The organism is Williamsia sp. Y721 (genome assembly GCF_059683565.1).
On sequence record NZ_JCASNH010000003.1, the window covers coordinates 151907 to 170482 of the forward strand.

Annotated in this window: 19 protein-coding genes; 13 read left to right on the forward strand and 6 right to left on the reverse strand. The window is 64.7% G+C overall.

Going from position 1 to position 18576, the window contains the following annotated elements; translation table 11 throughout:
• Positions 1-111: 111 nt before the first annotated feature.
• The 4 genes from guaB1 to AC56PL_RS15360 form a co-directional block, all read right to left on the reverse strand.
• Positions 112-1554 carry a GMP reductase gene (guaB1, locus tag AC56PL_RS15345; RefSeq protein ID WP_497154386.1) on the reverse strand — a complete coding sequence of 481 codons (1443 nt, stop codon included), beginning with the start codon at positions 1552-1554 and terminating at the stop codon, positions 112-114.
• A 122-nt stretch (positions 1555-1676) separates the two neighbouring features.
• Positions 1677-3119, reverse strand: a complete 1443-nt coding sequence (gnd, locus tag AC56PL_RS15350; protein ID WP_495516221.1) for an NADP-dependent phosphogluconate dehydrogenase — start codon at positions 3117-3119, stop codon at positions 1677-1679.
• Positions 3120-3217: 98 nt separating this feature from the next.
• Entirely contained in the window at positions 3218-4165 is a 948-nt protein-coding gene (locus AC56PL_RS15355; RefSeq protein ID WP_495516222.1) for a M48 family metalloprotease, read from the reverse strand.
• A 12-nt stretch (positions 4166-4177) separates the two neighbouring features.
• Positions 4178-4594 carry a BlaI/MecI/CopY family transcriptional regulator gene (locus tag AC56PL_RS15360; protein WP_495516893.1) on the reverse strand — a complete coding sequence of 139 codons (417 nt, stop codon included), beginning with the start codon at positions 4592-4594 and terminating at the stop codon, positions 4178-4180.
• A gap of 318 nt (positions 4595-4912) precedes the next feature.
• On the opposite strand from AC56PL_RS15360, the gene AC56PL_RS15365 reads away from it, so the two are divergent.
• The 8 genes from AC56PL_RS15365 to AC56PL_RS15400 all read left to right on the forward strand — a co-directional run bounded on the left by AC56PL_RS15365 (position 4913) and on the right by AC56PL_RS15400 (position 11403).
• A complete protein-coding gene (locus tag AC56PL_RS15365; protein WP_495516223.1) occupies positions 4913-5344 on the forward strand; it encodes a hotdog fold thioesterase in 432 nt (143 codons plus the stop codon).
• An 8-nt stretch (positions 5345-5352) separates the two neighbouring features.
• Positions 5353-6612: a DUF6986 family protein gene (locus tag AC56PL_RS15370; protein ID WP_497154387.1), complete on the forward strand. Its 1260-nt coding sequence runs from the start codon at positions 5353-5355 to the stop codon at positions 6610-6612.
• 273 nt (positions 6613-6885) lie between these two features.
• Complete coding sequence (locus AC56PL_RS15375; RefSeq protein ID WP_495516225.1) at positions 6886-7188, forward strand: urease subunit gamma; 303 nt, start codon at positions 6886-6888, stop codon at positions 7186-7188.
• 8 nt (positions 7189-7196) lie between these two features.
• Entirely contained in the window at positions 7197-7526 is a 330-nt protein-coding gene (locus AC56PL_RS15380) for an urease subunit beta (protein ID WP_495516894.1), read from the forward strand.
• Positions 7526-9247: an urease subunit alpha gene (locus tag AC56PL_RS15385; RefSeq protein WP_495516226.1), complete on the forward strand. Its 1722-nt coding sequence runs from the start codon at positions 7526-7528 to the stop codon at positions 9245-9247. Before AC56PL_RS15380 ends, AC56PL_RS15385 begins: the two co-directional genes overlap by 1 nt.
• Positions 9247-9909: an urease accessory protein UreF gene (locus tag AC56PL_RS15390; protein WP_497154388.1), complete on the forward strand. Its 663-nt coding sequence runs from the start codon at positions 9247-9249 to the stop codon at positions 9907-9909. Before AC56PL_RS15385 ends, AC56PL_RS15390 begins: the two co-directional genes overlap by 1 nt.
• A 125-nt stretch (positions 9910-10034) precedes the next feature.
• Entirely contained in the window at positions 10035-10712 is a 678-nt protein-coding gene (gene ureG, locus AC56PL_RS15395) for an urease accessory protein UreG (RefSeq protein WP_497154389.1), read from the forward strand.
• Between the two features lie 10 nt (positions 10713-10722).
• Positions 10723-11403 (forward strand): urease accessory protein UreD, encoded by a 681-nt coding sequence (locus AC56PL_RS15400; RefSeq protein WP_497154390.1) that lies wholly within the window; start codon positions 10723-10725, stop codon positions 11401-11403.
• 1 nt (position 11404) lies between these two features.
• Here the strand turns inward: AC56PL_RS15400 and AC56PL_RS15405 are convergent, their stop codons facing one another.
• Both AC56PL_RS15405 and AC56PL_RS15410 read right to left on the reverse strand, forming a co-directional pair.
• Positions 11405-12931, reverse strand: coding sequence for an FAD-dependent oxidoreductase (locus AC56PL_RS15405; RefSeq protein WP_495516230.1), 1527 nt, complete (start codon positions 12929-12931; stop codon positions 11405-11407).
• A gap of 141 nt (positions 12932-13072) precedes the next feature.
• Positions 13073-13747 carry a GNAT family N-acetyltransferase gene (locus AC56PL_RS15410; protein ID WP_495516231.1) on the reverse strand — a complete coding sequence of 225 codons (675 nt, stop codon included), beginning with the start codon at positions 13745-13747 and terminating at the stop codon, positions 13073-13075.
• A gap of 127 nt (positions 13748-13874) precedes the next feature.
• Here AC56PL_RS15410 and AC56PL_RS15415 point away from each other — a divergent pair, with 127 nt between their 5' ends.
• The 5 genes from AC56PL_RS15415 to AC56PL_RS15435 all read left to right on the forward strand — a co-directional run bounded on the left by AC56PL_RS15415 (position 13875) and on the right by AC56PL_RS15435 (position 18553).
• Positions 13875-15134, forward strand: a complete 1260-nt coding sequence (locus tag AC56PL_RS15415) for an NAD(P)/FAD-dependent oxidoreductase (RefSeq protein WP_497154391.1) — start codon at positions 13875-13877, stop codon at positions 15132-15134.
• Positions 15131-15946, forward strand: coding sequence for a DUF1365 domain-containing protein (locus AC56PL_RS15420; protein WP_497154392.1), 816 nt, complete (start codon positions 15131-15133; stop codon positions 15944-15946). The genes AC56PL_RS15415 and AC56PL_RS15420 overlap by 4 nt, the downstream gene beginning before the upstream one ends.
• A complete protein-coding gene (locus AC56PL_RS15425) occupies positions 15946-17208 on the forward strand; it encodes a class I SAM-dependent methyltransferase (protein ID WP_497154393.1) in 1263 nt (420 codons plus the stop codon). The genes AC56PL_RS15420 and AC56PL_RS15425 overlap by 1 nt, the downstream gene beginning before the upstream one ends.
• 6 nt (positions 17209-17214) lie before the next feature.
• Complete coding sequence (locus AC56PL_RS15430; protein ID WP_497154394.1) at positions 17215-17967, forward strand: SDR family NAD(P)-dependent oxidoreductase; 753 nt, start codon at positions 17215-17217, stop codon at positions 17965-17967.
• A gap of 82 nt (positions 17968-18049) precedes the next feature.
• Complete coding sequence (locus tag AC56PL_RS15435) at positions 18050-18553, forward strand: pyridoxamine 5'-phosphate oxidase family protein (RefSeq protein WP_497154395.1); 504 nt, start codon at positions 18050-18052, stop codon at positions 18551-18553.
• Positions 18554-18576 lie beyond the last annotated feature (23 nt).

Genomic DNA, 18576 nt, shown 5'->3' on the forward strand with positions numbered 1-18576 from the left:
GATCACCGCTGTGGGTGACGTCTCGAGGTGCCATGGGCACCAATCCGGCCTCCAAACTCAGGGGGAGCAGGCGAGTGATGATCGCCTGGATGTCGATTCGATCCTATCGGGTCACCAGCCCGCGGGCAGGGGCCGTCCTTCTGCGAAGCCGGCCGCTGACTGAACACCGAGGACCACTTTCTCGTGCAGTTCCTCGAGCGAGCGTGCGCCCACATACGTTGCCGTCGAACGGATACCTGAGCAGATGTGGTCGATCAGGTCCTCGACACCGGGCCGTTCGGGGTCCAGCGCGATCCGCGAAGTGGAGATACCTTCGTCGAACAACGCCTTGCGGGCGCGGTCGAATGAGGTGTTGATCGCGGTGCGCGCGGCGACCGCACGCTTGGAGGCCATACCGAAGCTCTCCTTGTAGGGCAGTCCGGTTTGATCCCATTTCAATTCGCCGGGGCTCTCGTGGGTTCCGGCAAACCACGAGCCGACCATCGCATTCGATGCTCCGGCAGCCACCGCCAATGCCACATCCCGTGGATGTCGAACACCGCCGTCGGCCCACACGTGGGCACCTGATTCTCTTGCCGCAGCAGCACATTCGGCAACTGCCGAGAACTGTGGTCGGCCGACCCCGGTCATCATGCGGGTGGTGCACATCGCGCCGGGTCCGACACCGACCTTGACGATGTCCGCCCCTGCAGAGATCAGGTCGCGGGTTCCCTGTGCCGTCACCACGTTGCCCGCGCAGATGGGTACGCCGAGGTTGGCGTCCGCGATCTGTTCGAGGACGACGAGCATCTTTTCCTGATGGCCATGTGCGGTGTCGACGACGATGAGATCGGCCCCTGCCTGCACCAGCGAGATCGCCTTGCCGCGGGCGTCTCCGTTGACGCCGACCGCTGCGGCGACCCGTAAGCGGCCGTTGGCGTCGAGGTTGGGCTCGTAGATGCCGGCGCGTACGGCTCCGATGCGGGTCAGAACTCCCGCCAGTGAGCCGTCGGCCTCGGTGAGCACCAGCAGATCGGAATGCGTGGCATCGAGCAGCTCGAAAAGTTCACGGGGCGGCGTCGCCACCGGCGCCGACACGAAGTCGGGGTCGAGGACCTCGGTCAGCCGAGCGAAACGGTCGACATCGGCACAGGATGCTTCGGTGACCACGCCGATCGGGGTCGCGGCGTCGGAACCGAGTACCACCACGGCGCCGTGGGCACGCTTGGGCAGCAGCGCCACCGCATCGGAGATCGCAGCATCGGCGCCCAGGACAACCGGGGTGTCCGCGACGAGGTGGCGTCCTTTGACAAAGGAGATCATGTCCGCGGCCGCGGTGATGGGCAGATCCTGTGGCAGGACGACCAGGCCACCGCGGCGGGCGACGGTCTCTGCCATCCGGCGTCCGGCCACAGCCGTCATATTGGCGACAACCAGCGGAATGGTGGTGCCAGAACCATCGACGGAAGAAAGGTCGACGTCGAATCGTGACGCGATGTCCGAGCGACCGGGCACCACGAAGACGTCGTCGTACGTCAGGTCATGGCCGGGGAGGTGATCATCGAGGAATCGCACGTATGTCAACTCTACGCAAGATCGGGCACGACCACCGCAAACGCGCCACCTGTACGAAGACGCTCCACAAATATGTGGAGCGTCTTCGTGTTTCTGGAGCGTTTGGCTCTGGCCAGGTGAGATCAGGCCTGGATCTCGGTGCGGCCTTCGCTCCAGAGGGTGTGGAATGCGCCCTCTTTGTCGACACGCTGGTAGGTGTGCGCACCGAAGAAGTCACGCAGTCCCTGTGTCAGGGCGGCGGGCAGCCGCTCGGCGCGCAGCGCGTCGTAGTACGACAGCGACGACGAGAAGGCCGGGACCGGGATGCCCATGGTGGTCGCGGTGGCAACCACCTCTCGCCAGCTGTCGACGGCGTTCTCGACCGCTTCGCGGAAGTACGGCGCCAGCAGCAGGCTCGGCAGTTCGGGGTTCTCGGCGTAGGCCTCGCGGATGCGATTGAGGAACTTGGCCCGGATGATGCAGCCGCCCCGCCAGATGGTGGCGAGGTCACCGGGGTGAACGTTCCAGCCGTATTCGTTGCTGCCTGCGGCGATCTGATCGAAGCCCTGCGCGTAGGCGACGACCTTGGAGGCGTACAGCGCGCGGTTGATGGCGTCGACGAACTTCTTCTTGTCGGTGGGGGCGGCCGAGAGGGTTCCCGACGCCAGTCCTTGCGCCTGCTTGCGCTGGGCGGTGGCGCTCGACAGCGCGCGGGCGAAAACGGCCTCGGCGATTCCGGTGGTCGGGATGCCCAGATCGAGTGCGGACTTCACGGTCCAGCGGCCGGTGCCCTTCTGGCCTGCGGCGTCGACGATGACGTCGACGAGTGGTTTGCCGGTCTCGGCGTCGACCTGGCTGAGCACCTCTGCGGTGATCTCGACGAGGTAGCTGTCGAGGTCGCCGGAGTTCCACTCGCGGAACACGTCGGCGATTTCACTGACCGGCATGTCGAGTGCCTTGCGCATGAGGTCGTAGGCCTCACCGATGAGCTGCATGTCGGCGTACTCGATGCCGTTGTGGACCATCTTGACGAAGTGGCCGGACCCGTCCGGGCCGATGTGGGTGCAGCAGGGCTCGCCGTCGACGTGCGCGGAGATCGACTCCAGGAGCGGGCCGAGCGACTTGTACGACTCGACAGGGCCACCGGGCATGATCGACGGACCGTTGAGTGCGCCTTCTTCACCGCCCGAGATGCCGGCGCCGACGAAGTTCAGGCCACGTGCGGACATGGCGGCTTCGCGACGAATCGTGTCGGTGTAGAGCGAGTTTCCACCATCGATGATGATGTCGCCCTTTTCCATCAGGCCTGCGAGCTCTTCGATCACGGCATCGGTGGGGTCGCCTGCCTTGACCATGATCAGCACGCGCCGCGGTTTCTGTAGCGCACCGACGAACTCTGCCATCGTCTCGGTGCGGACGAAATCACCTTCGGTGCCGTATTTCTCGACAAGGGCATCGGTTTTGGCGATGCTGCGGTTGTGAAGAGCCACGGTATGACCGTGACGGGCGAAGTTGCGGGCGATGTTGGAACCCATCACCGCAAGGCCGGTGACCCCGATTTGGGCGCGAGCAGCTGAATCAGTCATTGGTACACCATATGACGAAGGAAACGATGACGAAGGTCGGAGGTCCCGGCAGCGCCCGGATCACCCCATTTTCGCCGGATTCGGTCGTTTGCGGTGTGTCAGCTCTCGATGAGGCGGCGCAGTTCGTTGAGCCAGGGAATCGCGACGGCGAGGGTGGGCAGGACCAGAATCGCAGCCGCCACGACGTACGCAACGGCTGAGATCAATATCGTCGGGCGGGTGTCGGAGAGGCGTTTGACCCGTGCGAGCGTGGTCGGACCGCCGATCGCCATGGCGCCGCTCGGCGCGACCGAATCTGCGCAGGCCACCAGGGCCCGGCCGAGCTGTTTGCGACCGGTGGTTCGGATGGCGGAGTCGTCAGCGAGGAGTTCGACCAGAAGTTGCACCGCACCCAGGGCCGACCGACTGCGGACAAAGCGCGGGAAGGCGTCGTGGACGGCGATGAACGCTTCGAGGATCAGGTCGTGGCGAGCGCGCAGATGTGCGCGTTCGTGACTGATGACGGCTTCGAGTTCGTCGCGGGTCAGACGTGCGACCGTGCCCTCGCTGAGGACAACACGCTGTCGGAGGCCGGGCAGGCAGTAGGCCATCGGTTGATCGACCTCGAGCATCCGGACGTCGCGAGCGCTCAGTGGGCTGTCGGGTGCGGACCGATCCATCCGGTCGAGCAGGTCGATCAGCTGGCGGTGGGCCGACCGGCGGGCGCGGGTGCGCATGGAAACGCGAATGACGCTGTAGATCAGGCGCGCGCCGACGAAGAGGGTGAGCAGGAAAACCGTGACATAGATGGTCCAGAGAACAATGCCCAGACTCGCCACTTCCTCGATCGGGTTGGCGATGGGTCGACCCTGCTCATCGAGGGTCAGCATGTTGGAGGCGATGGCCAGACCGCAACTGAACGCGGACAGCACGGCCGCGAGCGCGATCGATTGCCATAAAGCCATGGCAGCGCGCGGTGCACGAAGAGGCCACTGGGCAGCGGCGAGCCAGCTCGGAGCCGGCCACACCAGGATCACAGCGACGATCCCGAACACTAACGCGTTCACAACAAGGTGTTCCTACTGGTCAGTGAGGCGGTGAGGCTCGCGGTCTGTTCCACGTGCCGATTCCAATTCGTCGAGGGCGCGTCGCAATGCATCTGCCTCGTCTGCGCCGACTCGTCCCACAAACGATACAAGGGCGGCCTGACGTGAACCTGCTTCGTCGGCCTCGCTGAGCGCGTCGACCATCAGACTGGCCACGAGGTGCTCCCGTGGATGCGTTGCGGAGTAGCGGTGCGCGCGGTCGTCGCGGAGTTGTGTGACCAGATGCTTCTTGGCCAATCGTTGCAGCACGGTCATCACCGTCGTGTAGGCCAGTTCGCGGTCGGCAGAGAGCGCCGCGTGTACCTGACGCACCGTTTGTGGCTCGTCCGACGACCACAAATTGTCCATGATGACTCGCTCGAGTTCACCCAACCCGTTCATTCTTCTCACTTTACTTTTCTTCTCATCAATCAGCTCAACGCCCATCTCCATAATTTTTCTCCCGAGACGCTTGACACATTGGTAAGGCTAGCCTACATTCTTATTTACGAGGACCGCGCGAGCGTCCTGAGGGCTGCAGAGACCCCCGGTCCACGCCACAGCAGGCCCCACCGACAAGGTGGGGCCTGCTGTGTTTTCGGGACATGATGGCGAGCACCGAAAGTGGGGCGGCGAACCCTCCGGGGCAGCCGCGGCCGAACTTTGACAAACTTGAGGGCGCATCGCTGCGTCCTCGAAGCGCGGCCCGTCGTAGAGGAGATCTGTTCCGTGACAGAGACCACCGATCCCAGCTCGTTCGATCCGACCAGCTGGACGGCCCGAGGGTTCGACGCCGAACTGGGACTTCACTACGTCGAGGCGAACGCCGACGGCGTTTCGGCGCAGTTCACGATCACCGACAAGCTCCTGCAGCCGTTCGGGATCGTCCACGGCGGCGTCTACTGCTCGGTGATCGAATCGGTGGCGAGCATGTCGGGCCAGGTGTGGTTGAACGCCAACGTCTCCGCTCAGGGGCACGTGGTTGGTGTCAACAACAGCACGGACTTCTTGCGTGCGGTGACAACCGGGGCGATGACCGCGAAGTCGAAGCCCATCCACCGGGGTCGGCGCCAGCAGTTGTGGGAGGTCGACATCTCCGACGAGAACGGAAAGCTGATCGCGCAGGGACGCGTCCGGCTCCAGAACATCACTGAAGGCTGAGGCAACCCATGACCGAGGCGAGTCGACCGACCCACATCGGGATGTCGCAACCGGCGCGGGAGCGTATCGATGCGGTGCTCGGTGCCGTCGATGCCGAACTGGATCGGGATTTCGCGGGCGACCGCCTACTGCAGCAGCAGCCGGCCCATACCGTCTACATCGGCGCGGCCGACGTGGAGATCGACACGCCGGCGGCCTGGGGTGCCGAAGCGCTTCGAATCGCCGATGGTGCGCAGGCGGTCCTGGCAGATTTGGACGAACACGGCGTGATGCCCCTCGTCCGTGATCGCCTGGCAATCCGGCCGATCGAGGATTTGCGGATCGACCTCGAGGACGGCTACGGATGGCGTCCCGATGACGTCGAGGACCAACATGCCCGCGCTGCAGGACAAACCCTCGCCCGCTGGGCGGCTGCGGGAGACGCCGCACCTCGCGTCTTCGGCGTTCGATGCAAGGGCCTGGGTGTCGCCGAACGGCCTCGCGGGCTGCGGTCGCTGGAGATGGTGCTGGACAGTGCCGGGGGCGTCCCGGCTGGTTTCGTGTTCACCGTGCCGAAGTTGCGGCACGCGGCGCAGGTCGATGCGGTGCTCATGATCTGCGAGGAACTCGAACGGGCGCACGGGTTGCCGACGGGGGTGCTCCGGTTCGAATTGCAGATCGAGAGCCCGCAGGCGGTCCTGGGTGCCGATGGGCGGGCGACCGTTGCGGACGCGCTCCATCGTGGTGGTGAGCGGTTGACCGGATTGCACTATGGCACCTACGACTACAGCGCAGCGTGCGGCATCGTCTCGGCGCAGCAGTCGCTCGAGCATCCGGTTGCCGACCATGCCAAGGCGGTCATGCTGGTGGCGGCGGCTCAGACGGGCGTGTGGGTTTCTGATGGCTCCACCCAGATCGCGCCGGTGGGCGCACCCGAGGTGGTCGAGGCGGCGCTGCGTAGGCACCACCGGCTCGTGACCCGCGGGCTGGAACACGGCATCTATCAGGGCTGGGATATGCACCCCGGTCACCTGGTGACGCGTTGGCTCGCGGTGTTTGCGTTCTTCCGCCAGGCGATGCCGCCCGCGGCGACGCGGTTGCAGGCGTATTTCGACCGGCAGAGTTCGGAGTTCATCGACGAGCCGGCCACAGCGCAGTCGCTGGCCCTTGTGATCCTGCGCGGACTCGCAGCCGGTGCCTTCACCGAAGCCGACGTTCTCGCCGTCGGTTCGCGATGTTCGGCCGATGCGCTGGCGGCACTACGCCAAAGTGGTGGCGTGCTGCGCTGACCGGCAAGGCCACGGTCGAGATCCTCGCCGGTGGGTGCCACGGCACCGAACCCCTTGCACCGCCGCCGATTTCGTGGGGCGTCGCGTGCGGAGTCGGACGTTGCGGCCTGGAGGCCCGAACGCCCTGATCCGAGGCGTCGACAACCTTCCGGGCCTGCGCGTGACCGGCCTTGAAAGTGCGTGGATGAAATGCTCGACGCGCCGCCCAAAGGTCTGCGTGGCAGTATGTGTCGGACATACTTGTCCGTCGGCTGTGTCATCGAGGAGGAAACCGTGCGTCTGTCGCCGCATGAACAAGAGCGACTGATGATCTCGTACGCGGCCGATCTTGCCCGCAGGCGACAGGGACGCGGCCTGCTCCTCAATCACCCCGAGTCGGTTGCGGTCATCACCGATCACATTCTCGAAGGCGCTCGCGACGGTCGGTCGGTTGCCGAGTTGATGTCCTCGGGTCGCGAGGTGCTGACGCGCGCACAGGTCATGGACGGCATCCCCGAGATGCTGCACGACGTCCAGGTCGAGGCCACATTCCCGGACGGTACCAAACTCGTCACCGTCCACAATCCGATTTCGTGACAGGATCGATGATGGCTGAGCAAAACCTGATACCAGGTGAAATACTCTGTGCCCCAGGCGAGATCATCCTCAACGAGGGTGCTGACGTGCTCGAGGTCGTGGTGGTCAACAGCGGCGACCGTCCGGTGCAGGTCGGTAGTCACGTGCATTTTGTGCAGTCCAATGCCGCCCTCGATTTCGATCGCGACATCGCGTTCGGCCGTCGGCTGAACATTCCCGCAGGCACCGCCGTTCGGTTCGAGCCGGGACTTTCGGCAACTGTCGAGCTGGTCCCGATCGCCGGAACGCGGGAAGTCCATGGAATCTCGTCGAACCCGCCAGGAAGGCTGGACGCCTGATGGCATCGTTGAGTCGTGAGCGCTACGCCGAGCTGTACGGCCCCACGGTCGGCGACCGGATCCGGCTGGCCGACACCAACCTGCTGATCGAGGTCACCGAGGATCGCTGCGGTGGTCCAGGGCGCGCGGGCGAAGAAGCGGTCTTCGGTGGTGGAAAGGTCATCCGCGAGTCGATGGGGCAAGGACGTGCGACACGTGCCGAAGGTGCCCCCGATACGGTGATCACCGGCGTGGTCATCCTCGACCACTGGGGAATCATCAAGGCGGACCTGGGAATTCGTGACGGACGTATCGTCGCACTCGGCAAAGCGGGCAACCCTGACACGATGGACGGCGTACACCCCGACCTCGTGATCGGCCCGTCGACCGAGATCATCGCAGGCAACGGCAAGATCATCACAGCCGGCGGTATCGACTGCCACGTGCACTTCATCTGCCCGCAGATCATGGACGAGGCACTCGGCAACGGCATCACCACCTTGATCGGTGGTGGCACCGGACCGGCGGAAGGCAGCAAGGCGACAACCGTCACGCCAGGTGCCTGGCACCTGGCCTCGATGTTGTCGGCCACCGATCACTGGCCGTTGAACATCGTGCTGCTCGGCAAGGGCAATACGGTCAGCCTGGAGTCGATGCGCGAGCAATTGCGCGCCGGTGCTTCGGGTTTCAAACTCCACGAAGACTGGGGCAGCACCCCGGCGGCCATCGACGCCTGTCTTCGCATCGCCGATGAATCCGGTGTCCAGGTGGCACTGCACTCCGACACCCTCAACGAGGCCGGGTTCGTCGAGGAGACCGTCGCGGCGATCGCCGGACGCGGAATCCACGCGTATCACACCGAAGGCGCCGGTGGCGGGCATGCGCCGGACATCATCACGGTGGCGTCCTACGCGAACGTCCTGCCCAGTTCCACGAATCCGACGCGGCCGCACACGGTCAACACCCTCGACGAACACCTCGACATGCTGATGGTCTGTCACCATCTCAATCCCAGTGTCCCCGAGGATCTTGCGTTCGCAGAGAGCCGGATCCGGCCATCGACCATTGCCGCCGAGGATCTGCTGCACGACATGGGGGCGATCTCGATGATCGGTTCCGATGCGCAGGCGATGGGCCGGATCGGTGAGGTGGTCCTGCGAACCTGGCAGAGCGCGCACGTCATGAAGGCGCGGCGCGGTTCGTTGGCGGGGGATGGGGCCGCGGACAATCACCGAGCCCGGCGGTACGTGGCCAAGTACACGATCTGCCCTGCCGTGGCCCATGGTCTGGACGACGAAATCGGTTCGATCGAGGTAGGGAAGCTCGCCGATCTGGTCCTGTGGGAGCCTGCGTTCTTCGGTGTCCGGCCGCATGCGGTGATCAAGGGTGGTGCGATCGCGTGGGCCGCCATGGGTGATGCCAACGCGTCGATCCCGACGCCGCAACCGGTGTTGCCAAGGGCCATGTTCGGTGCGTCCGCGCGTGTCGCGGCTGCCACGTCGTTGAGTTTTGTTGCGCCACAGGCAATCGAGGACGGGCTCCCGGATCGACTGGGCCTCGACCGCCGACTGGTGCCGGTGAAGAATGTGCGTCATATCGGCAAGGCCGATATGCCCGGCAACAGTGCGCAACCAGAGATCCGCGTCGACCCCGACACGTTCACCGTCACCATCGACGGCGAGGTCTGGGATCAGCAGCCCGCGAGCGCTCTGCCGATGGCTCAGCGATACTTCATGTTCTGATGACCTCACCCGAGAGTCCTTCAGCCACCAGGCATCTGGGAATGCTGTTGACCCTGGCCGACTCACGGCTGCCGGTGGGTGGTCACGTCCACTCCGGCGGACTCGAGGAGGCGATCAGTTCCGGATCGGTTCGCGACCTCGACGGCCTCCGCGACTTCCTGGTGCGTCGGGTCAGTACCGCCGGTCTTGTCGCGGCATCGATCACCGCTGCCGTGGTCGCCGGCACCATCGACGTTGCGCAGGCCGAGGTGGAGGCTGATGCACGCACGCCGTCCGCTGCGGCCAGACGGGCCTCGCGCGCACAGGGGCGTGGCATGCTGCGTCTGGGCAAAAAGGTATGGCCCCAGCAGGATTGGGGTCTGCTCCCGGCACGTCCGCATCTCCCGGTGGTGAGCGGTCAGGTCGCGCGGGCGGCCGGATTGAACCCGCATGAGAGTGCGATGGTGCTCATCTACACAACCATGACCGGATCTGCGACAGCTGGTCAGCGGTTGCTGGCGCTCGATCCCGGCGACGTCGCCCTGTTGGGTGTGCAGCTGACGGAGCTGTGTGAGCAGACGGCGTCGCAGGCTGCGCAGGGGCTCGCCGACCTGTCCGATCCATTTCTTGATGTACTTGCTCAGCGGCACGAACTCCGGCCGATGCCGCTCTTCGCGTCATGACCGGCACCCGATAGACCGCCCCATCACGCAGCAGACAACCACGACGCAGCAGACAACCACGACGCAGCAGACAACCACGACGCAGCAGACAACCACCACGCAGCAGACAAAAAGGGAGACAGCTCTTGCCACCGCATCTGATCGACGGAGCGCCGCATACGCACGACCATGCCCGGCCGAAACGGAATCGGGTGCCGGGCGAGGCACTGCGCATCGGCATCGGCGGCCCCGTCGGCTCCGGTAAGACCGCACTGGTTGCCGCACTGTGCAGGCAGTTGCGAGACGAGTTGTCGCTGGCGGTGTTGACCAACGACATCTACACCACCGAGGACGCCGATTTCTTGCGTCGCAACGCCGTACTGCCGGACGAGCGGATCACCGCGGTCCAGACCGGCGGGTGCCCGCACACCGCCATCCGCGACGACATCACCGCGAACCTCGACGCCATCGACGACCTGGTCGAGGCCAACCCACCGCTCGATCTCATCCTCGTCGAATCCGGTGGCGACAACCTCACCGCGACATTCTCGACCGGTCTGATCGACGCCCAGATCTTTGTGGTGGACGTGGCAGGCGGCGACAAGGTGCCGCGCAAAGGTGGTCCCGGCGTGACGTTCTCGGATCTGTTGGTCGTCAACAAGACCGATCTCGCGCCGATGGTCGGCGCAAACCTCCAGGTGATGCGCGACGACGCCGAGCGGGTGCGGGAAGGTCGCCCGACGGTTCTGATCTCGCTGACCGACGATCCGGCCGCGACCGATGTACTGCACTGGGTCCGGGAGCAGTTGGCCGCGGCGCTCTGACCTGTCTTCGATGCATACCGAGGTATATCTCGAGACCGCGAAAGGGCGATCTCCGCGCATCCGGGCCAACGGCGGTCTGGCTGCACGTCAGACCGGCGTCGACGTGTTGCACCTGATCTCGACGGCTGCGACGCCGCTCGGCGGGGACACCATCGACATCCATGTGGACGTCGCGTGCGGGTCGCGGCTGACGTTGTTCAGCGTGGCTGCCACGTTGGCACTACCGAGTCGCGGCGAGCCGCGGTCGCAGCTGAACTGGCACATCAGCGTGGCCGATGGCGCCGAGTTGGTGATCGATCCGCTACCGACGATCGTCGCGGCGCATGCCGTCCATCACAGCAATACGACGGTGTCGATCGCCGGATCGGGGACGGTCCGGATCTGTGAACGTGTGCAGATCGGCCGGTTCGGTGAGGACGACGGTGCCTGGTCCGGGCGATTGAGCGCTGATGTCGACGGCACCGCGGCAGTTCGGCACCAACTGCGACTCGGCAAGACCACCCACGACCGACTGGGAGCACCGGCCGTGCTGATCAATGAATTCTGCTATCCCGATGATCGCGCAGATGTGGTCCATCCCACCGCGGCGGCCACCCGATTGCGGCCGGCTGCCGGGGGGAGTCTGACCACGGTGCTCGCCGACACGATGCCCTCCGCGGAGCGTCTTGCCGGCGAGCTGGCGGCCTGCTGAACTAGCTGGCGGCCGGTTTGGCGTCGCCTTCGGACGGCCCCGAAGCTTTCGTGCCTTCGGGCGTGCCCGATGTTTTTGTATCTGTCACCTTGCTGTCTGTGGCGGGCACCGGATCGGACAGAACCGGCTTGCTGTTGGGCGGTCCGGCGACATCGTCGCTCTTGTTCTGAGCCTTTTCCAGCTGGGCCAGGCGGTCGAGCGCGTTGCGGGCAAGCGTCTGCTGCTCGGTGATCGTGAGCTGCGACCGGCCCCTGGTCATGAAGGCGAACGACCAGTCGACAATCGTGTTCAGGCGACTCCGGAATCCGACGATGTACACCAGGTGCAGCAGCAACCAGCCGAGCCAGGCGAAGAAGCCCTCGGTCTCGATGTTCTTCTTGAACCCTGGTACCGGGACGGACGCGACTGCGCTGAACTTCGAGATCGTGGCCATCGATCCCTTGTCCCAGTACTTGAACGGTTCGCGTTCTTCGGGCGTCTTGCCTGCGAGCCCGGCCTTGATGGCGTCGGCGGCGTACTTGCCGCCCTGGATCGCGCCCTGCGCCATGCCCGGAACGTCCTCGACCGACATCATGTCGCCGACGACGAAGACGTTCGGGTTGCCCGGAATCGAGAGGTCGGGCAGCACCTTGACGCGGCCTGCGCGGTCGAGTTCGACGCCGCTCTGCTCGGAAAGCTGTTTGCCGAGCGGGCTGGCCGCGACACCGGCCGACCACACCTTGCACTGCGATTCGATGCGTCGGGTGGTGCCGTCTTTCTCCTTGACCAGCAAACCGTCGTAGTCGAGGTCGACGACCATCGCGTTGAGCTGGATCTCAACACCCATGCTCTCCAGGCGTTTGGCGGCCTTGGTGCCCAGATTGGCGCCCATCGGCGGGAGGACGGCCGGAGCCGCGTCGAGCAGGATCACCCGGGATTCGGTGGGGTCGATGTTCCGGAAGGCGCCCTTGAGTGTCTTGTTGCTCATCTCGGAGATCTGCCCGGCCAATTCGACACCGGTCGGCCCCGCTCCGATGACGACAAACGTCAGCAGCCGGGCCCGTTCCTCATGGTCGTCGGACAGTTCGGCCTGTTCAAAGGCGCCCAGGATGCGACCGCGCAGTTCGAGGGCGTCGTCGATGGTCTTCATGCCCGGTGCGAACTGCGAGAAGTGATCGTTGCCGAAGTACGACTGATCAGCACCGGCCGCGATGATCAGACTGTCGAACGGGGTTTCGGTGATGCGTTCGAGGAGGCGTGAGGTCACCACCTTGTTCTCGAGGTCGATCTTCTCGACGTTGCCCATCAGAACCTTGGCGTTCGCCTGTTTGCGCAGGATGACGCGGGTGGCGGGAGCGATCTCACCTTCGGAGATGATGCCGGTCGCGACCTGATAGAGCATCGGCTGGAAGAGGTGGTGGGTGGTGCGCGCGATCAAGGTGACGTCGACATCGGCCTTCTTCAGGTGCTGAGTCGAGAACAATCCGCCGAAGCCGGAGCCGATGACCACCACCTTGTGCCGGGTCGAAACTGCAGTCTCCTTGCTCATGACCATCTCCTGTCAATTGGCGAATTGCGGCCGGGATCTCTGGGGAGTGGTGGGATCCGCACCATGCCTACGGTAGTTGGTGGCCGGGGTTTGGTCGCGCCAAGGTGCACCCGACCGCATCGTCGGGTAAAGACCGCCGGGTCAGGCGATCAGATGTGTGCTGGTGCGCGCAGCCTGCGCCCACGCGAAGTTGTTTGCTTCCCAATCGGTGCGGAGAATCTCGTACTCGACCTCGCCGCGCTCGGACCCGGCGATCGTGGTGTCGGCGCAGTCGTGCAGACGGACCAGACGCAGGCCGCAGTGCTCCATCACCCGCCTGGACGCGGTGTTGACCGCCATCGTGCCTGCGAAGAGCCTGCTGACCTTCAAGTCGTCGAATGCCAGCCGGACGAGAGCGCGGGCACCTTCGGTTGCCAACCCCTTACCCCACATGCTCCGGCGCAGCCGGTAGCTGAGCTCGAACTCTGATTCGGGTGAATGACGAGGTGCGCGGACGGCGAACCAGCCGATGAAGCTGCTCGCGGGCTCGGGGTGGCCCACCGAACGCGCAGCCACCAGGTCGAGCCGGTCGAGGGCGACCCACAGTCCCGCACCGCTGCGATGTGTCGCCTCGGCCACAGCTCGGGGGATCGTCCATTCTTCGATCACCTCGCGTGGTGTCGGCGTACCGCCGGTCACATATCGCATCACCGCTGGATCGCGGTCGAGTTCCACAAGGTGGTCGGTGTCGCGATGCGACACCGGCCGCAATACCAGGCGGTCGGTCTCGATGATCAACAATTTCCCCGTTTCGAAAGCGCGCTTGCGTGGCACCATACATTCTCCGAGGCGCTTGGTGGGAGGCATTGGGTCAGGGCGGTGTACCGGTGACCGATTGAAGCTGAGCTGGTGTGATGGGTTGAGCACCTACACTGACGTGGTGCGGCGTTCGAAATGTTTTCGTATGACGACGGTGGCGGTGGTCGGGTCCGGTGTGTCCGGACTCACGGCCGCATATCTGCTTCGCACGAACCATCAGGTGACGCTCTATGAGGGCGACGGCCGCCTCGGTGGCCATGCGCACACCCATACCCTGGGCTCCGGGCACGCGGCCGTTCGCGTCGATTCCGGATTCATCGTCCACAACCACGACACCTACCCGTTGCTCCGAAAGCTCTTTTCGGAGTTGGGGGTTGATGTGGCGCCGACCGAGATGAGCATGAGCATCAACGACCGGTCCTCGGGTGTCCAATACGCAGGCGGTCGCGGGTTGCCGGGGATCTTTGCCCAGAGGCGCCGGATCCTCGATCCCCGGTTCGTGTGGATGTTGTTGCAGATCAAGCGCTTCCATCGGGCCGCCGCCGCGCACCTTGCCGACGCCGATGACGAGGACCTCAGTACGTACGGCGAGTTCCTGACCCGGCACGGATTCTCGGAGCACTTCATCAGGATGTTCGCGATCCCGCTCGTGTCGTGTGTGTGGTCGACCGGTTCGGCGAGATCCCTCGACTACCCGGCGCGCTATTTGTTTGCCTTCCTCGACAACCACGGGATGCTCACCGTCAAGGGTTCGCCGCAGTGGTACACCGTGCACGGCGGTTCCGGCACGTATGTCGACCGCATCGCAGCGACCCTCGACGACGTCACGACCGGGGCCCCTGTCACACGTATCGAGCGAGGCGACGACGGTGTGCGAATCAGTGCGCCAGGTCGCCCGGACCGGGTTTTCGACCGAGTGGTCATCGCGACGCATGCCGATCAGGCCCTCGACCTGCTGGCAGATGCCTCAGAAGCCGAAAAGCAGGTCCTCGGAGCCTTCGGTTACGCGGCAAACGAAACGATCCTGCACACCGATTCCTCGCTGATGCCGACCGTTGCCGGGGCCGGTGCCAGCTGGAACTACCTCACACCGGAGGTGGGTGCCGACGACGCCGCGCCGGTGGTGACCTACTGGATGAACCGCCTGCAGCGCCTACCCGGACCAACGCAGTACTACGTGACACTCAACGGCAGGGATCGGATCAAACCGGATTCGATCATCGCATCCATGGCATACACACATCCGGTGTACACGCCGGAAGCTGTTGCCGCACAGAAGCAATTGCCGGAAGTGTGTACCGCGCAAACGGCGTTCGCCGGTGCTTATCACGGCTGGGGCTTTCACGAGGACGGTGTTCGTTCGGGTGTCGCGGCCGCAGCGCATTTCGGGGCCGATTGGGTATGAAAGCCGAGGCGGTACTGCCACCCACGCCGGCGCTCGTGCCGGGGCGGGTGCGGCATGTGCGGCGGACACCTCTGCGGCACGGTTTCGATCACCGTGTGTACCAATGGCTGGTCGACCTCGATGAGCCACCGCCGATTCCTGCGGCGTTGCGTCCTTTTGCCCGCATATACGCCAAGGATCACCTCGGAGATCCGGGACCGCGTGCCGAATTGTCCGATCAGGCTGCCCAACTGCTCCGAATCAAACGCAATGTGGCGAACTACCTGGCAGTGCACGGTGTCGATCTGGGCCCGGACGGGCGGGTGCTGATGCTGGCGAACGCTCGGGTGCTCGGATACGTCTTCGATCCGTTGACCGTGTTCTGGTGCTGTTCGGGAGACACTCTGCGAGGGGTCGTCGCCGAGGTGCACAACACCTACGGTGAGCGCACCGCCTACCTGCTCGAGCCTCGATCCCAGCCCGAATCCCCGCCCGAACCGATAGTCGGAAACCTGCGGACGCAGGTGCCGAAGCACTTCTACGTCTCACCGTTCAACGACGTCTCCGGCGACTACGACATTAATGTCCGGCTCGATCCGGAGTCGGTCGGCGTCTCGATCAGTCTGCTCCGCGCAGGCACATCGATGTTCACCGCGAGGTTCGACGGGCGCCCGGCCGCGTACACATCACGTCTGCTGATCCGCACCCTGATCACCAATCCGCTCATGCCGCAACGCGTTTCCGCACTCATCGCGATCCATGGCGTGTGGTTGTGGCTTCGCCGTCTCCCGGTCGCGGCCCGGCCCGCGCATACACCGCCTGAAGGAGTTTAATGTCCGACCTGGCGCAGCCGGCGCAGCTACCCGAGCTTGCCGAGCCTTTCTGTTTGCGGCGACCGATCCTCGGTGGTGTCTGTTTTCTGGCCAGTCTTGCCCGGCTGTTCGTCAACCAGGCCGTCCGGCGCACACCGGTGCAGGTCAGCTATCCCGACGGCACGGTCCGCGGCGGTGGCGATGCGTCCGGCCCGCGCCTGGAGGTGGTTCGCCCCAAGTCGTTGCACGAACGGATGGGCCACAATCCCAAGATCGGGCTGGGCGAGGCGTACATGGCAGGTGATTGGCGGGTCGCCGACGGCAGCGATCTGGGGGAGGCGCTGACCCCGTTTGCGGCGCGGCTGACGTCGCTTGTTCCGGAACCCTGGTGGAAGCTGCGGATCTTCGTCGACACCAAGATCCCGCACCGTCACAAGAACACCCCCGAGGGTTCGCGCCGCAACATCGGCGCACACTATGACCTCAGCAACGACCTCTTTGCCACCTTCCTCGATCCGACCATGACCTACAGCTCGGCGATGTTCGACCCGGCACGTCCACCGGCCTCACAGGACCTGGAGCAGGCCCAGTACCGCAAACTCGACGCGATCCTCGACCAGGCCGGTGTGAAGGCCGGTAGTCGGGTGCTGGAGATCGGGACCGGGTGGGGAGCGCTGGCGATCAGGGCCGCAGGACGTGGCGCTCACGTGACCACGGTGACGTTGTCGAGTGAACAGCTCGAAATGGCCAAGGAGCGGGTCAGCGCCGAAGGTCTGATGGGCATGGTCGCTATTCGGCTGCAGGACTATCGGGCGGTGACCGGCGTATTCGACGCCATCGTCTCTGTCGAGATGATCGAGGCGGTGGGCGAGGAGTTCTGGCCGACGTACTTCGGCAAGATCGATTCGCTGTTGGCGCCCGGCGGCACGGTTGCCATCCAGGCGATTCTGATGCCTCATCAACGAATGTTGGCCACCCGCAGATCGTTTGGATGGATTCAGAAGTACATCTTCCCAGGCGGGCTGATCCCGTCGTTCGAGGCCATCGAGAAGACGCTCGCGCAGCACACGACGTTGCGGGTCACGGAGCGTCACGACTTCGGTCAGGACTACGCCGAGACACTGCGCCGGTGGCGGGCGTCGTTCACACGGCACCGGCAGACCGTGACGCAGTTGGGTTTCGACGAGACCTTCATGCGGATGTGGGAGTACTACCTGGCGTACTGCGAGGCCGGATTTGCCTCGGGCTATCTCCAGGTCAGCCAGATACAGATACGGAGGTGACCTGATATGACAGTGGACCTGGCCGGGAAGAGGGTCTGGGTGATCGGTGCGTCGAGCGGTATCGGCGCGGCAACCGCCCGGGCACTGGTCAAACGAGATGCCCACGTTGCCATCTCGGCCCGCCGTGACACCGAACTGCGTGAGGTGGCCGGATCGGCGATGACCGTCGCGGTTGCCGACGTCACCAACCGTGACTCGGTCGATTCGGCGGCCGCGCACGTGCGCGAGGCCCTGGGCGATATCGACGTGGTGATCATCAACGCCGGGTTCTGGGAACAGATGGACGCCGCCGAGTGGGACCGTGACCTGTTCGAGCGCCATGTGCAGGTGAATCTGCTCGGCATGAACAACTGCATCGGGGCCGTACTTCCACAGATGGTGGAGAAGAGCGCAGGCACGATCGTCGGTGTCGCATCGGTGGCCGGCTATCGCGGACTTGGCGGCGCCGAGGCCTACGGCGCCACCAAGGCCGCGCAGATCAACATGCTCGAAGGGCTGCGTGTTGCGCTGCGCCGGAAGGGGGTCCGGGTCGTGACGGTCTGCCCGGGTTTCGTGAAGACGGGTCTGACGGAGTCGAACACGTTTCCCATGCCGTTTCTCATCGAGGCGGACGAAGCCGCCGAATCGATCTGCCGGGGTCTCGAGCGTGGTCAGATGGAGATCGTCTTCCCGGTTCCGATGGCCGCATTGATGAAGGTGGCGCGTCTGCTGCCGGTCCGGTTGTGGGCACGGGTCTTCTCGGCGCGCGGCGCGATGTAGGGCGAGCGGATTCGATCAACGATTATTTTTCGGTGTGGCCGTGGTCGGTATGGCAGAGGGACGCCCGACCTGAGGAGACACCATGGGAGTTCACCCGACCGCACGATTCGACGATCGTTTCAGTCGTCCGGGGGCGGTGGCCGCCGACTGGGAACAGATATCGGGGATCCTGGCACGGGCCGAGTTGTATTGGGTGACAACGGTGCGCCGCGACGGCCGGCCGCATGGCACGCCGCTGGTCGGGGTGTGGTCCGACGACCGTTTCTACTTCTGTAGCGGACCCGATGAGCAGAAGGTCCACAACCTCGCGGTCAACGATCAGGTCAGTGTCACGACCGGGGTGAACACCTGGCAGTGCGGCTGCGACGTGGTGATCGAGGGCACCTCGCAGCGGGTCACCGGTCAGGCGGAGCTGGCCTTGATTGCCAAGGCCTACTTCGACAAATACGGGGACGCGTGGGCCTTTGAGCCCGCGGAGGGTGGTTTCGGAACCGGCGACGATTTTGCCCTGGTGTACCGCGTCACACCGCAGAAAGTATTCGCGTTCGAGAAGGATCCGCACGGGCAGACCCGCTTCGACTTCTGAGGATCGTCACCACTACTGTGACA